We start from the raw sequence: 14141 nt of genomic DNA, 5'->3' as shown, positions 1-14141 counted from the left end.
ATCTCAGCATGGCAGGAGGGGAACGGCGTGGCGCTTACGGTGAAGGGGTAGAGGGCGCAGTCGCTCCCGAAGGCCCGAGGAGGCATCGGCGAAGCCGAAGCCACTGCGGGAGAGGCGCTGGCCGAGATTGACCTGACAAGGAGCGGGCGCGGAACAATCGAGGCGCAAGGTCATCTTCTCATTTTGCGACCCAAGTCCCCACTGTTTGTGATTACCCCCTGAATGCGCGACGGCGGCCCTGAAATCAGGCTTGTGCCATCGCCGCCGTCGTAGACAGATGCGCATAGTGGCTCGATAGCGCGGCGAGGGTCTTTGCAAGCTTGTCATTTGAGGCACCGGTATTCGTGAGCTTTTCCTGAATCGCCTTGGCCATGGCCCCGTTGATCCCTTGTAGCTGTCTGGCAACCGATAGGTTCATGTCCTGTCGCACGGCAACCTCCGAAGCAAGGCTGGCGGCGAACTGGAAGAGAGCCAAGGCTTCCAGGCCTTCGTCGTCGAGATTGTCTGTCTCGGATTTGGCAAGCGACCTGACCACCTCTGCCATCAGGCGTCCCAGCATTCGCACCCAACTCTGGGCGGGATCGGTGGAGGATAGGCCATGGTCCGGACCGGGAGCGACGCCTGCAGGGCAGGCCTCCCGCAGTACCGCCATCACAAGGAGCCGAAGCCTGATCGAGTTGCCATAGGAGAGCGCATCCACGTCAGGTTCACGCAAGACCTGGCAGGTTCGATTGACATGCTCGACCAGCTTTTTCGCCCGTTGCTTCGCGTCATGGAAGCTCCGTGGTGGCCTGGCCTTTGAGGTGGCGGCGGAGGATGGACGAGTGGGCGGAGGCGTACCACCACCGATGATCGCCGAGAGGGCATCAACCTCCTCTGCGCCGTGTTGCTCGAAGAGCCCTAGGCGCCGGTTGATGATGTCCCGCAGGTCCCCGAGCGGACCATGACGCGCATCGGCACGGCCGCCCGCATCCTCACTCACGGCAACGCGCCTGAACTCCTCCGAGGTGTAGGTGGGTGCATTGTTTTCCTCCAGAGCCTCATCGTTCCGGACCTTGAGTGTCTGCCGGTCGGCTTTCGTAGCGGGAGTGCGCCGCGCATCGCCATCGATCATGAGCGCCAGGCGCAGCATGTCGAAGTCAACATCAAGAGACTGCTCGATCTCCCCCAGAATTCGGTCGACCTGCGAAGGATTGGCGGCACGCGCGTTGCGCTCAAGGTCCGACAATACCGCGACCGGTGAGGGTATGCTGATCTCCCCATCAGGGAAATGAACGATCGCCTGCCGCGGCTGGCTGGAGCCAGAAGCAAGTTCGATGACCCAGCCCTCCCCACTGAGGACGGGCATGCCCTGGTGCACTTCGATGCCCTCATGATCGTGAAGGGAGATACTTGCACCTTCGGACGGCCGTCCCGTCGGCGGTGTCCAACGTAGGCGGGAGCCGTCGAGGCAGAACATGCCCCCATCGACGATCCGTGCGCTGCTGCCGGAGCCGGTCTCGTCTCGGCGCCGCAACCGGAGGTCGGCGAGGGGCATTTCACTGGTAAGACATTGCCCGAGGCCAAGGCGCGCAATGGACGAGCCCGGATCTTCTGCCCGGATCAGGCACGCCTCCGCGTTGCCCGGTCCCCCGAACTGCCCCAGAAGGCCGGCCTTGGATGCATTTGCCGAGCCCGCGAGCACATAGTCGGCCTTCTGGCCCCTGGCGACGACGAGCTTGGCATGGAGCTTTCGCTCGGCGATCTGCGGCAGCTTCTCCGAAGAATGCAACCGGGCGGCATCGAGGTTCAGGAACGTCTCAGCATCGAAATCCTGCTCATCCCTGTCCACCACCAAGGACACTTGAGGATTGCCCAGGAGTTCGCGCAGGGAGTTCAGCCCGTCGAGCGATGCGTCCCAATAGGGCGACACCACGACGAGGTCCTGGATTGTGTCCCCGTCGATGAAACGCGACATGGCCGCGGCGATGCCGCCCTCTTCCATCTCGGTTAGGAGCGCGACCTTCGTGCCCTTGATCACCACCTCTGTGGCGGCTTCGGTCTCTGCAAGCCAGGGCGTGCTCCGGCGGGCGCGCGCAAGCGCCCGCTGCATGGCCGGGTCAGCCGGATCGCAATGTCTCTCGAAATAGGCAAACGCCGCAGCCAGCAGCGGCGCGGCGGTCCTGTCAGCCGCCGTCACGGTGAGGCTCGAAACGCCTTCGAAATTGCTCACCAGGCCCGGGCCGGTGAGGTTCGCCGACCCGACCATGAGCCGGCCGCCATCCTGTCCAAGCTGGAGGACGATCTTGGGGTGGAAGCTTCCCGCGACCGCGCGCTTGGCCATGTGATACTTCACGCCCGCGGCGTGAGGCGCGCCGACATCTCGAAGGGTTTGGTTGAGCATGTCCCGATCAGCGATCACTGCAATATTGCGGCAGCCCCGGCTGCGCAGCGCGACAAGCACGACGTTGTCGAATACCGTCGGATCGAAGGCAAAGGTCGTCATCAGGGCGGAGTGATAGGAGTCCGCGTAGAAGGCTTCGTCGTATCTCATTGTGCCGCCAGAAGCGCGGTGCCGCGGGTGGTGATGCATGCGTCCTGCATCAGACCGATATCCTCAAGGAACTGCAGCGCGGTTTCGAGCCTCGGGCCGCTTGCCTCGACCATCGCGATGCGGCGGGCGCGAAGCTGGGCATCCTAGATTTCGACCAGGTAGGTGTACTTCTTTTGCAGGTGGAACTTCCGCGCCGCCACCTCGAGGTGACGCCTGAGGACCCGCTCCCCAATGAGGGTTTGCAGGACACCTGACGCCGATTGATCCATGCTCTGAATGAGCCAGCGAAGCTCACTCAAACCGGTCTGGTAGCCAGGCTTGTCCGGGAAGCTTTCCTTCAGCTGGTCGAGATCGCCGCGCCACAATGTGCAAAGCCGCGCGAGCGGCGCAAGGATGTCAGCGATCGGCGCCTCATCGCGCAACGCAGCCCCCTGTGGCTCCCGGAAGGTGCGACCGTCATTGGCCGCCTCGAGAGCAAAGAAGAAGTCTTTCAGGGTCACGTCTGGAATGTCCCTCAGCGCCAGCGCGTTCAGGGCCGGGAGCGCCAAGCCGAGTGGGTGATCCATCAACTCCCGTGTCGCATGCCGCATCAAAGCCTCGTAGACGACGCGGACAGTGTCCCCGGTCTGATAGTGACGCCAGGCGGCGTGGGTTTCTTGAAGTTCGCCTTCGGGCACGGTTTCCAGCCACGACCATCGCAGATCATCGACGGCGACCGGCGCTGGGCTGAATCGGGCCGTCTTGAGAATGAGCAGGAGAGTCTTGCGGCGCTCGAGAGAGGATTCCCGGCCATCCGAGCCCAGCAACAGGTCCCGTAGGAGTTCGGCTTCCGTGCTGTCCTGATCCAATGCGCTCGGCCGCATCAGGACCATGGGAGCCAACTCCTGCCTGGAGACCGTCCCCGCATCGGCGGCCGCGAAGAATGTAGCGGACAAGCTGCCGAGTGTCTCATTATAGGCGGCCGCGAGGGCCGCACCCGCCTCGGTCGGCACTGGCAGTCCATGTTCTGTGCGCTCGTCGAGAAGACCGAAATCGACCATCTGACGGAAGTAGACCGCGTAGAAGACTCCCGACTTGGCGTCCATGTAGCGCTCGGCCGCCGGCGTCGCCTCATCCGTGGCCCGGATGAAGTCAATCACCGGATTGTCGCCGCGGAGGTAGTCGTTGGCAAACAGCCGTGCAGCTACGCCGGTCTCCTTCGAGTCCTGGGCAGAGGCCAGGGCATAGAGGGCTTCGCAACGACGCAGGAAGCTGTGAAAGCGCGTCCGCGATGCGTCGTGGATGTTCTGCGCATAGTGCGCGACGAGCCAGGAATAGAAGCTGTAGTTCCGTAGCCTGGTGGTGACCGAGGAAAATCCTGGAAGCAGCGACTGGTAGCGCTCCTGGATGACATTGATCATTGCAAGCGGGTCGAGCCCTCGCTCACTCCCCATTTCCGTCCAGGAAACCGCACCATCCATTACCAGCTACTCCTCCACCTGAAGACCTTGTTCCTGCTCCGCCAGACACACGCGGGAAATTTCCTTGACTTGCATGGCAAGACCTAAAAACACGTCTCTCTTGTAGACTGTGAATGGCAAGACGCCTGGAGCTGACTGATTGGCCTCTTGGCGTGGCAGCAGCACCACAATCGCCACCATCACAGGCTTTGGTGGCCCGACATGGGCGAGCAGGCAGGTCAAATTGGCGGGCCTCCGCGCCCCGCGAGCCGATCAGGACCCCCGGTCACATCGGAATATTTTTCCGTATGCGATGAGGCGGTCTCTGGGCTGCGGCTGTGTTTGTTGCCGCAAGGCAGAATGCGCGGTAGGATTGGCGCATGGCATTTATGGACCACCCATCAGAAGAAGAACGCACAGCTACACTCGAGTTGATCGAGTTGGCGACTCCGTGGGCTGGTGGGAGCGAGGCAGAGGCGATTGCTTGGTTCACCTCTCAGCCGCTCCCCTCGTTTGGTGGTCAGACCGCGGCAGACCTCGTGCGCGATGGTCGCGCGGAGGCGGTGAGGCGATACCTCTCGCGGATTGGCGTCGGCGGCTTTTCGTAGGGCGATATCGATTGCACGCCGGGATATGCCTGTGATCCCGCTCGGGAAAGTGGACGGAGGCAGGGATGGTGTTGTGCTATCGGGAAGCTCCAGGGCAGCAAAACGCAGCCGCGCCCACATCGTGTTGCGAAGCAGGGCAGCCCTTCGGGCGTTCGGTCGACGAAATTCTCCGCGGTAACCGGAGTGCGGCTTCTGGCGTGATGACGTAAAGGCAGGCATACGGCGGGTTTCCGGTCCGGGCGCAGGCGCCTGGCACACTTCGCAACACGCTCTACGAGGCCACCTGTCGCCGACGATCCGCAAGATGCGTGACGCCGGCGACCTCAATTTCGCCGAAGGGCGGGCGGATCATCGAGACGTCGATCTCGATGGCGTTGACGTGGCCAAGCAGCAGGGCTTTCGAGAAGCCGCCCGGGTTGTAGTTGGTAATCCCGACGTCGCGCTCGACATGTCCGAGAAGGCTGCGGCGCTGGGTGTCCGGGCATCCAGCCTCGATCAGGCGGTGATTGAAGGTGGTGCGGAAGGAGTGGAAATCCCGTTGCGCGGCGTAGACCTTGTGCGTTTTCCGGTAGTAGGTGAACCGCTTGGAGAAATTTTCGGTATAGGTCTTCTTCGCTTCGCTGCGCGTCAGCCATGGGAAGAGCCGCGGCTCTCCCTCACGCTTTCGCAGGGCGAGGAGGTGCATGAAGCCGAGCGCAAGAAGGTTCTTGTGGACCGGTACGGTGCGCCGGGCCGCGGCACTTTTCAGGTTCTGACCGAGCCCCTGGCGCAGGACGAAACACAGGATCCCGTCGATGACCTGGACGTCATCCGTGGCCAATTGCAGGACCTCTTCGCTGCGCAGTCCGGAGTGAACCGAAATAAGAGGCGCCCAGAACATCGGATCGCCCGCGTCGTCGAGCTTGTCCTGGAAGAGGGGCGTCCGGAACAGACCGTCGAGGCGCCCACACCACGTCTGGCGCTCGGTATCGGCCTCTTCGAGCACACGGCGATCATACTCGCGCTTCTCCCAGATATGACCTTCCATGATGTTGTCGCGGAGGTGCCCAAGTCCTTTCTGGAATACGCAAATCCTTTGGAAGTCCTGCATGTGCCGATAGATTGTTGCGGCCTTGAGACGGGGCAATTTCTCGCGCAGGACGGTGAGCTCGATCTTCCCGGGGCTGGCGCCTTCCTTCTTCAATCGGTCCCGGGTGAGCGCTTCACTTCTGGTTTCGGTCTCGTCGGCCTTGTCTGCCGCCTCCCTTGGGGAAAGCCGGCTTGTCGCGGCCTGGTAATTACGGGGAATCCGCTGCATGAGCGTGAAGGCTGCGGTGAGTTCTTCGGAGAGAATCTGATCGAAGGGCCGGTCGCCAAGGATGCGGGCCATGAGGCGGGCGGTCGATTTCACGTTTCCGGAGGAGTTCTTCTCCCAGCTCTTTCCTGAGGCGGGTGAGGGCTGCTCTGTCGGCTTGAAGGACGAATAGCCCTGGCAACGACGGGCAATGTAGTCCTTGCTTCCTTCCGAAATCGTCGGACATGGCGTCGTGGCGGCAACTTTCGTGGGGCTCTGGCGCGTTGGTGCGTCGGCCTGCGGGGCCGGGCGCGTCGGCACCGCAGGCAGGAAGCCTGAATGCGCCAGGTCGGGCATCACGGGAGCGATCGAAGCCACTTCTGCAGTCGGTGGAATTGGGGCTGCAGGCGCGGAGGCGGGCAAGTGCCCGCGCCCTGCCGCGGCGGAGACAGGCGGGATCACCTGGAGCGCCGGCGGCATCGGAAGATGCGCTGTAGGCGCGTGGCCCAGCTGGCGCGCCGGATTCAGGGCTTGCTCAAGGCTTTGGCTGCGGGTTTCGAACTGCCCCTGGTCGCGGCGCAAATCCTCCTCATGCGCCTCGAGCATCATGCGCAGGGCGCGATAGGCCAGCCGCTGCCAATCTGGGTCAGACTCGTCGAGGGGGACCCCGAGCCGGGCGGCGATTTGCCGGAGGGGCGCGCGTGCCATCTCACGGTCGCGCAGGAAGAGGGCCTGGCGCAGCGTGTCGGTTGCGGCGGTGGCGCAGGCAAGCTCGTAGGCCGCGGTCTCGAGGCTGCGTGTCGGGGCCATCTCGCGCGCAGTCTCTGCCGCTTCGATCAAGAAGTGGCAGAGCTCTCGCAGGAGCGTGTCCATGATGTCGGGCCCGATCGCCATCGTTCTCTCCGTCAGTGCGGCGAATGCGATGTCGCTCAAGAGCGTGAGCTTTTGAGCGAGCACCTTCGCGTCGCGCATGACATGGGAGCGGAGCGGAAAGAGGAGTGACATTTTTTTGGGGGCACTGCCCGGCCCCCAGTCCCTACGGGACTGGGGGCAGCGTCTGCGCCAGTGGAACCCGCTGGGGCGGTATTCGAGGTGGGGCTGTGAAGGGGTCCTGAAACGCAAATGTGCGACTCCTGTGCCAACGATTGTGCCAATCGCGGGGACAGGAGTCGCACATTTCAGAGCGTCTGCGATTCTCATCGCATTTTTGCCAATAATCTCAGTAACTTAGAGATTTTTGGCTCCGGCGGTAGGGATCGAACCTACGACCAATTGATTAACAGTCAACTGCTCTACCGCTGAGCTACGCCGGAACGTGGGGGGTGTTTAGCAATGGCGACTCCGGGCGTCCAGAGGCTTTTTGAAGTTTTTTCGCTCTGGCGTGAATTTTCTTTCAGGCCATTGAAAAGACGCAGTTCTTTTCGAGATTGCCTAGCGGAATCACGGCTTTACGCTGGGTGAGGTCGATGAGGTGCGCCAGCACATTGCGGGCTGCGGCGGGCAAAAGCGCGGGGTTTGTGTCGTGATAGATGACGGTCGCGAGACTCGCGGCATCGGCGGGGCCGTCGGCGAGCGCGGCGAGGATCGCCGCTTCGCGGGCGCGGCGATGGGCGCGCAGCGCGTCGATCCGTTCGAGGGGGGCCTCGACCGGGGCGCCGTGGCCGGGGTGCAGCCGTGACCAGCGAGTGCGGCGCAGCCGTTCCAGCGAGTCCATGAAGGCGCCGAGGTCGCCATCGGGGGGCGAGACCAGCGAGCTTGCCCAGCCCATCACCAGATCCCCCGAGAACAGAACGTCTCCCCAGGCAAAGCTCAGATGGTTGCCGAAATGGCCCGGGGTGTGAATCGCTTCGATGCGCCAGCCCTCCGCGGCGATCACCGCGCCGTCGGGCAGCTCTTCATCGGGCGCGAAGCCCGCATCGACGCCTTCGCCGCCGCCGGCGAGGCCCGTCTCGGCAAGCTGCTGCATCATCTCGCTGCGTCCGGCGCGGGCGTCTCCGAAGGCCAGCACCGGCGCGCCGGTGGCCTCGGCGAGCGGGCGGGCGAGGGGGGAATGGTCGAGATGCGCGTGGGTGACGAGGATATGGCTGATGTGCTGGCCCGGTCCGACCGCCGCGAGGATGGCCTCGAGATGCGGCTCGGAGCACGGGCCGGGATCGATCACCGCCAGCGCGCCCGTGCCGAGCACATATGTATTGGTGCCGCGAAAGGTCATCGACGAGGGGTTCGGCGCCAGCACCCGGCGCAGCCCGGGCGCAAGCGGCTCGGCGTGGCCCGGAACAGGCTGGAAGTCGGGCTGGGGATCGATCATCTTGGCTCTCGTTTGCAGATGGTGGCGCCGCGGCGCCTCGGCTAGGGTTAGCGCATGTTCTTCCAGTGGCTCAAACGTTACATGCCGCGCGGCATCTACGCGCGTGCGGCGCTGATCCTCATTCTGCCGGTCTTCACCATTCAGTTGGTGGTCTCGGTGGTGTTTGTGCAACGCCATTTCGAGGGCGTCTCGCAGCAGATGACGCGCGGCGTGGCGCGCGACGTGCGCTATGCGCTGCACGCGCCGGCGGCCGCAGCGCCGCTCGGGCTGAAGATGCGGGAGGTGGGCGAGGCGGCGCTGCCCCCGGCTGACCAGCGGCGCTGGTTCGACTTCTCGGGCATCGTGGTCACGCAGACGCTGCGCGGTTTCGTGCCCGGCGTGCTGCGGGTGATGCTGCCCAATGACAATGACGTCGAGCTCTACCTGCGCGGCTCGCGCGGCACGCTCTACAAGGTGGAGTTCTCGCGCCAGCGCGCCTCGGCCTCGAACCCGCACCAGCTTTTGGTCAACATGATGGTCTTCGGCATCCTGATGACGCTGATCGCCTTTTTCTACCTGCGCAACCAGCTGCGCCCGATCACCCGGCTGGCCGAGGCCGCCGAGGCCTTTGGCCGCGGTCGGCATGTGCCCTATCAGCCGGGCGGGGCGGTCGAGGTGCGTGCGGCGGGCAGTGCCTTTCTCGACATGCGCAACCGGATCGAGCGGCAGATCGAGCAGCGGACGATGATGCTCTCGGGGGTCAGCCATGACCTGCGCACGCCGATCACCCGGCTGCGGCTTGGCCTGTCGATGCTTGACGACGCGGACCGCGAGCCGCTCGAGCGCGACGTTGACGACATGCAGCGGCTCATCGACGCCTTCCTCGACTTCGCCCGCGGCAATTCGCAGGACGGGGTGGCCGAGCCGGTGGATCCGGTGGCGCTGGCCGCCTCGGTGGTGGCCGATGCGCAGCGCAGCGGCAAGGCGGTGAGCCTGGGGCAGATCGAGGGGACGGGCGAGGTGAGCGTGCGCCCCGTGGCGCTGCGCCGGGCGCTGGAGAACCTCGTCGGAAACGCGGTGCGCTATGGCACCCGCTGCGAGGTTTCGGTGACCCTCACGGACAAGTCGCTGCGGATCCGGGTCGAGGACGATGGGCCGGGGATTGCGCCGGAGCGGCGCGAGGAGGCGATGAAGCCCTTCACCCGGCTCGACCCGGCGCGCAACCAGGACCGCGGCACAGGCGTCGGGCTGGGGCTGGCGATCGCGGCGGATGTCGCGCGCGCCCATGGCGGCGTGCTGCGGCTGGGTGAGAGCGACACGCTTGGCGGTCTGCGCGCGGACATCGTCATCGCGCGCTGATGGCGCAGGGGCGGCGCGCCGGACATCGCGCGCCCCGCCCCCGATGTCAGCCTTCGTCGAGGATTTCCTGGCGCGCCTCGGCCAGCAAAGCCGCGCGCTTGCGGGCGATCTCCTCGGCGCTGGCCTTGTCACCGAGATCGCCCGCGACCCGGGCGATTCCGGCATGGCCCGCCGCGTCCAGCTCGGCCTTGATGAGCTGTGCCACGTAGTCACCGGCCTCGGGCTCTGATTTCCCGAGCAATTCAGCGGCCCAGAGGGCGAGCTTCCTGTTGCAGCGCATCTCGGCCTGGAAGTGCAGCTCCGCGTCGCGGGCAAACTTGTTCTCGAACGCCTGTTCTCGATTGTCGAAAGTCGTCATTGGAAACCCCTCCTGAGAATGCCCAACTATAGCGCGGATCGGGTGTATTGGATATTGCGCTGGCTCAAGTGAAAGCAGGCCGCTTGCGGCAAGGGCAGCCTTGATTTATGAGGGCGGACAAGACGCAGCGGCCGATACGCGGCCCCGGGCGAAAGGATTCCCATGGCACGGCGCAAGAAGATCTACGAAGGCAAGGCAAAGATTCTGTACGAAGGCCCCGAGCCGGGCACCATCGTCCAGTACTTCAAGGACGACGCCACCGCCTTCAACGCGCAGAAGAAGGACGTGATCGAGGGCAAGGGCGTGCTGAACAACCGCCTGTCCGAGTTCTTCATGACCGGCCTCAACAACATCGGCGTGCCGACCCACTTCCTCAAGCGGCTGAACATGCGCGAACAACTCGTCCGCGCCTGCGAGATCATCCCGCTGGAAGTGATCGTGCGCAACTACGCCGCGGGTTCGCTGGCCAAGCGCCTGGGTCTCGAAGAGGGCACCGCGCTGCCGCGCCCGATCGTCGAATATTGCTACAAGGACGACAAGCTGGGCGACCCGCTGGTCACCGAAGAGCATATCGCCGCCTTCGGCTGGGCCGGGCAGCAGGACATGGATGACATCCTGAGCCTGTCGCTGCGGGTGAACGATTATCTCTCGGGCCTGATGTATGGCGTCGGCATTCGCCTCGTCGACTTCAAGATCGAAATCGGCCGCGTCTATGACGGCGACTTCCAGCGGCTGATCGTCGCCGACGAGATTTCGCCCGACTCGATGCGCCTTTGGGACATCGAGACAGGCCAGAAGCTCGACAAGGACGTGTTCCGCCGCGATCTCGGCTCGCTGACCGACGCCTACACCGAGGTGGCGCGCCGTCTGGGCGTGATGCCGAAGCAGGCCACCCACGTGTCGAAGCCGAAGCTGATCAATTGAAAGCGTAACGCCGGAGGCGGCGCTGCGATTTACCTGATTTGGGAACGATGAGGGGCAAAGCCCCTTCGCGAAGAACGGAGAGATGGCCATGAAGGCACGTGTGCATGTGATGCTGAAAGAGGGCGTGCTCGACCCGCAGGGCGAGGCCGTGCGCCACGCGCTTGGCGGGCTCGGCTTCGAAGGCGTGGGCGCCGTGCGTCAGGGCAAGGTGATCGACCTGGAACTGGCCGAAGGCACCGGCGAGGCGACGGTCAAGGAGATGTGCGAGAAGCTGCTCGCCAACACCGTGATCGAGAGCTACCAGATCGAGATGCTCTGATCCGCTCAGGCGGATCGGCCGAAAAGCCCATCGTGAGATGCAGACGTCCCCGGCCTCCGGCCGGGGGCGTTTTGCGTTTGGCGGGTGGGCTGCGCAATGAGGCTCGGATATGGCGGCGGGAGGGGGGCGGTTGGTCATGAGTCCGCTGCCGGATTGCGGTCACATTCCCAGGTTTGATTCGGAGAAATCGGCGCTTCAATCAGGGGTCACCGGGGCAATCTTTCAATTTGAGTAAGATTGGTTCGCTTGTCGGGACAGATGTGCCGTAATTTTGACGGACTACCGGCAGGCGTGGACTGCGGGTTTGGGCGCTACCTCTGTTTCCACCTTGGGGACAACGCAGAGCGGCCTTCCCGGCGGACCCTGCGGCAAATGGCGGGAAAACGCAGCTTTCGGCGTCTCCGGGGAAGAATAAATTGGAAACAATATTTCGACACATTTGCGGCAGATTTCTCGACGATCAGGAGAAACCGGCCCATATTTGGACATCAATCGCCACCTGAGCGCCACTTTTGGCTTTGTTAACGCGCGGCCTGGCTCTAAGTAGTTTGTTAAGCCCGACTGGGGGGCGACGAAAGACAGGCCGGGGGCGGCCGCCGATCTCAAGTCATCCGCTGAGGATGTGACCGATGGTGTGGGGCAGATGTGCCCGGCACCAGTCGCACTGCTTTTGCCGCTGCCCGGCATGCAGGCCACCGGACACGCGGAGAGGACGGGGACGGGGCGATGCGGCGCAGTTGCGCCGGATGCCGCTGCCGCGGCGCGGGGAAGTCCCCGTTCTTGAGTTGAAGGGTGTAACGATGGCTGACTTGTTTCTGAACTGGGTATCGCTTGGTGCGATGGGAACCACGCTGGCGGACACGTCGACCGGTGGCTCCGCGACCACCGTCGATACCGGCGGCGTCAACGTCGCCATCTCCTTCGAGGCGCAGGACACGGGGGCCGAGGCTTTCACCGCCGCATACGACGGCTACGTGCCCGAAGGGTCCTCGATCAACCCCAATTCGCACCTGAAGCTCTTCGGCGAAGGCGGGGATGGCGGCACTGTCTCGGCGACCTCGACCACGGTGCTCGACTTCAGTTCCTCGAACGAACTCTACACCGACGAGGTGCAGAACGTCTCCTTCGTGCTCAACGACGTGGATGGCGGCGCGGGCTCCGACCTCGGGGATCTGGCCGGCGACGCGACCCTCACGCCGGGCGGCATCGACTTCCAGGACAATGTCACGATCCTTGCCTTCGACGCCGAGGGTGCCCCAGTCGAGGTCACCCTGACCGCGCTTGGCGGCAGCACCAGCACCAGCGGCGGCACCGCCATCGGCGAGGACATTACTGGCTTCGCCGAGCAGGACGGCAGCGTGCTTGTCTCGATCGCCGGTCCGGTGTCGCGCATCGAGGTGGTCTACGGGAACGGCGGAGACTCGACGCAGGGCGTGCTGATTTCGGACGTGAGCTTCACGACCTGCGACGTCGCAGACAGCGGACCAGTGGCCGAGGATGACGCCGCCGAGACCGACGAGGACGTTGCCGTCACCATCGACGTGCTGGCCAATGACAGCGACCCCGACGGAGATCCGCTGACCGTCACCTCCGCCACCGCCACGCATGGCACGGTCGTGAACAACGGCGACGGCACCCTGACCTTCACCCCCGACGCCGATTACAATGGCGACGCCGAGATCACCTATACGGTCGAGGATCCCTCGGGCAATTCCGCCACCGGTCATGTGGCGATCACCGTCTACCCGGTGAACGACGATCCCGTGGCCGAAGATGACTTTGCCACCACCGGCAGCAACACCCCGGTCACGCTCGATCCGACCGTGAATGACACCGATGTGGATGGCGATGATCTGACCATCACCGGCGTGGGCGATGCCAGCAATGGCACGGTGACGCTGAATGCCGATGGCACTGTCACCTATACGCCGAACGAAGGGCATTCCGGCGAGGATAGCTTCGCCTACACCATCGACGATGGCCAAGGCGGCACCGACACCGGCACCGTCACGGTCAACACCGGCATCCCGACCACGCCGACCGATGGCGAGAACACCCCGCCCGACGCGCTGAACGATCTTTACCAGGCCACCGGCAACTCGACGGCGACCTTTGATCCGACCGAGAACGACAGCGACGCCGACGGCGATACGCTGACCGTCACCAGCATCGGCGAGCCGACCAACGGCACCGCCACGCTCAACGACGACGGCACCGTGTCCTACACCGCCGAAGAGGGCTTCACCGGCTACGATGCCTTCTCCTATACCATCGACGATGGCCACGGCGGCACCGACACCGCCTATGTCACGGTCGAGGTGATGCCCTGCTTCACCCCGGGCACGCTGATCGCCACGCCGCAGGGCGAGCGCCTGGTCGAGGACCTCAAGGTCGGCGACCGCGTCATCACCCGCGACAACGGCATCCAGGAGATCCGCTGGGTCGGCCGCAAGGAGCTCACCGGCTTCGAACTGGCCCGCCAGCCGCATCTGCGCCCGGTGCTGATCCAGAAAGGTGCGCTCGGCAAAAACCTTCCGGAGCATGACCTGCTGGTCTCGCCGAACCACCGCGTTCTGGTCGCCAATGACCGCACCGCGCTTTACTTCGAAGAGCGCGAGGTTCTCGCGGCCGCCAAGCACTTGACCGGGCTCAAGGGCGTGGACGAGGTCGACACCACGGGCGTCGCCTACATCCACTTCATGTTCGACCAGCACGAGATGGTGCTGTCGAACGGCGCCTGGACCGAGAGCTTCCAGCCCGGCGACTACACGCTCAAGGGCATCGGCGACGCGCAACGCGAAGAGATTTTTGCACTTTTCCCTGAGCTTGAGCACGCAGAGGGCCTGCAGGCCTATGGCGCAGCCCGTCGCTCGCTGAAGAAGCACGAGGCGCAACTGCTGGTCGGCTGACTGGTCGGCTGAACGGGAGGCCGCAAAGGATGCAGCTCGTCGCTGCGTCGCTGGTGGGGCGGCGCTGCGGCGAACCAAAGACCCCGGGGCGCGGCGCGTCCTGGGGTTTTTTCTTGCACGTTGGGCGGAGGC

11 protein-coding genes and 1 tRNA gene are annotated in these 14141 nt (G+C 64.3%); 5 read left to right on the top strand and 7 right to left on the bottom strand.

The features are described 5' to 3' along the window. Positions 1-244: 244 nt before the first annotated feature. The 3 genes from CEW88_RS08505 to CEW88_RS24465 form a co-directional block, all read right to left on the bottom strand. The gene (locus tag CEW88_RS08505) at positions 245-2533 is read right to left on the bottom strand and encodes a hypothetical protein (protein WP_108965914.1); all 2289 of its coding nucleotides are present in this window, start codon (positions 2531-2533) and stop codon (positions 245-247) included. 143 nt (positions 2534-2676) lie between these two features. After that, the gene (locus tag CEW88_RS08500; protein WP_108965912.1) at positions 2677-3993 is read right to left on the bottom strand and encodes a hypothetical protein; all 1317 of its coding nucleotides are present in this window, start codon (positions 3991-3993) and stop codon (positions 2677-2679) included. A 6-nt stretch (positions 3994-3999) separates the two neighbouring features. Continuing rightward, the gene (locus tag CEW88_RS24465; RefSeq protein WP_159099576.1) at positions 4000-4215 is read right to left on the bottom strand and encodes a hypothetical protein; all 216 of its coding nucleotides are present in this window, start codon (positions 4213-4215) and stop codon (positions 4000-4002) included. Between the two features lie 137 nt (positions 4216-4352). Between CEW88_RS24465 and CEW88_RS25190 the strand changes: the two genes are divergently transcribed. After that, positions 4353-4580 carry an MbcA/ParS/Xre antitoxin family protein gene (locus CEW88_RS25190; RefSeq protein WP_108965910.1) on the top strand — a complete coding sequence of 76 codons (228 nt, stop codon included), beginning with the start codon at positions 4353-4355 and terminating at the stop codon, positions 4578-4580. A gap of 271 nt (positions 4581-4851) precedes the next feature. On the opposite strand, the gene CEW88_RS08490 is transcribed toward CEW88_RS25190, so the two are convergent. The 3 genes from CEW88_RS08490 to CEW88_RS08480 form a co-directional block, all read right to left on the bottom strand. Beyond that, positions 4852-6825: a site-specific integrase gene (locus tag CEW88_RS08490; RefSeq protein ID WP_159099575.1), complete on the bottom strand. Its 1974-nt coding sequence runs from the start codon at positions 6823-6825 to the stop codon at positions 4852-4854. A gap of 266 nt (positions 6826-7091) precedes the next feature. Further along, positions 7092-7166: transfer RNA gene (locus CEW88_RS08485), tRNA-Asn, on the bottom strand. A gap of 80 nt (positions 7167-7246) precedes the next feature. Continuing rightward, the gene (locus CEW88_RS08480) at positions 7247-8161 is read right to left on the bottom strand and encodes an MBL fold metallo-hydrolase (protein ID WP_108965906.1); all 915 of its coding nucleotides are present in this window, start codon (positions 8159-8161) and stop codon (positions 7247-7249) included. A 54-nt stretch (positions 8162-8215) separates the two neighbouring features. Between CEW88_RS08480 and CEW88_RS08475 the strand changes: the two genes are divergently transcribed. Continuing rightward, positions 8216-9499, top strand: a complete 1284-nt coding sequence (locus tag CEW88_RS08475) for an ATP-binding protein (RefSeq protein ID WP_108965904.1) — start codon at positions 8216-8218, stop codon at positions 9497-9499. A 46-nt stretch (positions 9500-9545) separates the two neighbouring features. On the opposite strand, the gene CEW88_RS08470 is transcribed toward CEW88_RS08475, so the two are convergent. Next, positions 9546-9857: a DUF1476 domain-containing protein gene (locus CEW88_RS08470; RefSeq protein ID WP_108965902.1), complete on the bottom strand. Its 312-nt coding sequence runs from the start codon at positions 9855-9857 to the stop codon at positions 9546-9548. Between the two features lie 162 nt (positions 9858-10019). On the opposite strand from CEW88_RS08470, the gene purC reads away from it, so the two are divergent. From purC to CEW88_RS08455, 3 genes are all read left to right on the top strand, one after another. Then, the gene (gene purC / locus CEW88_RS08465; RefSeq protein ID WP_108965900.1) at positions 10020-10781 is read left to right on the top strand and encodes a phosphoribosylaminoimidazolesuccinocarboxamide synthase; all 762 of its coding nucleotides are present in this window, start codon (positions 10020-10022) and stop codon (positions 10779-10781) included. Positions 10782-10869: 88 nt separating this feature from the next. Further along, a complete protein-coding gene (gene purS, locus CEW88_RS08460; RefSeq protein WP_095881779.1) occupies positions 10870-11100 on the top strand; it encodes a phosphoribosylformylglycinamidine synthase subunit PurS in 231 nt (76 codons plus the stop codon). Positions 11101-11900: 800 nt separating this feature from the next. After that, the gene (locus tag CEW88_RS08455) at positions 11901-14009 is read left to right on the top strand and encodes an Ig-like domain-containing protein (protein WP_108965898.1); all 2109 of its coding nucleotides are present in this window, start codon (positions 11901-11903) and stop codon (positions 14007-14009) included. The last annotated feature ends 132 nt before the right edge of the window (positions 14010-14141 follow it).

This window comes from Alloyangia pacifica (assembly GCF_003111685.1).
Classification (GTDB): Bacteria; Pseudomonadota; Alphaproteobacteria; order Rhodobacterales; family Rhodobacteraceae; genus Salipiger; species Salipiger pacificus_A.
The sequence above is the reverse complement of the archived record's forward strand: the minus strand, read 5'-3'. Positions and strand labels throughout refer to the sequence as shown.

What these genes read in the sequence shown, in the direction of transcription:
- CEW88_RS08505 (WP_108965914.1), bottom strand. Translation starts at nt 2,533, where the DNA reads ATGAGATACGACGAAGCCTTCTACGCGGACTCCTATCACTCCGCCCTG.
- CEW88_RS08500 (WP_108965912.1), bottom strand. Translation starts at nt 3,993, where the DNA reads ATGGATGGTGCGGTTTCCTGGACGGAAATGGGGAGTGAGCGAGGGCTC.
- CEW88_RS25190 (WP_108965910.1), top strand. Translation starts at nt 4,353, where the DNA reads ATGGCATTTATGGACCACCCATCAGAAGAAGAACGCACAGCTACACTC.
- CEW88_RS08490 (WP_159099575.1), bottom strand. Translation starts at nt 6,825, where the DNA reads ATGCGCGACGCGAAGGTGCTCGCTCAAAAGCTCACGCTCTTGAGCGAC.
- CEW88_RS08480 (WP_108965906.1), bottom strand. Translation starts at nt 8,161, where the DNA reads ATGATCGATCCCCAGCCCGACTTCCAGCCTGTTCCGGGCCACGCCGAG.
- CEW88_RS08475 (WP_108965904.1), top strand. Translation starts at nt 8,216, where the DNA reads ATGTTCTTCCAGTGGCTCAAACGTTACATGCCGCGCGGCATCTACGCG.
- CEW88_RS08470 (WP_108965902.1), bottom strand. Translation starts at nt 9,857, where the DNA reads ATGACGACTTTCGACAATCGAGAACAGGCGTTCGAGAACAAGTTTGCC.
- purC (WP_108965900.1), top strand. Translation starts at nt 10,020, where the DNA reads ATGGCACGGCGCAAGAAGATCTACGAAGGCAAGGCAAAGATTCTGTAC.
- purS (WP_095881779.1), top strand. Translation starts at nt 10,870, where the DNA reads ATGAAGGCACGTGTGCATGTGATGCTGAAAGAGGGCGTGCTCGACCCG.
- CEW88_RS08455 (WP_108965898.1), top strand. Translation starts at nt 11,901, where the DNA reads ATGGCTGACTTGTTTCTGAACTGGGTATCGCTTGGTGCGATGGGAACC.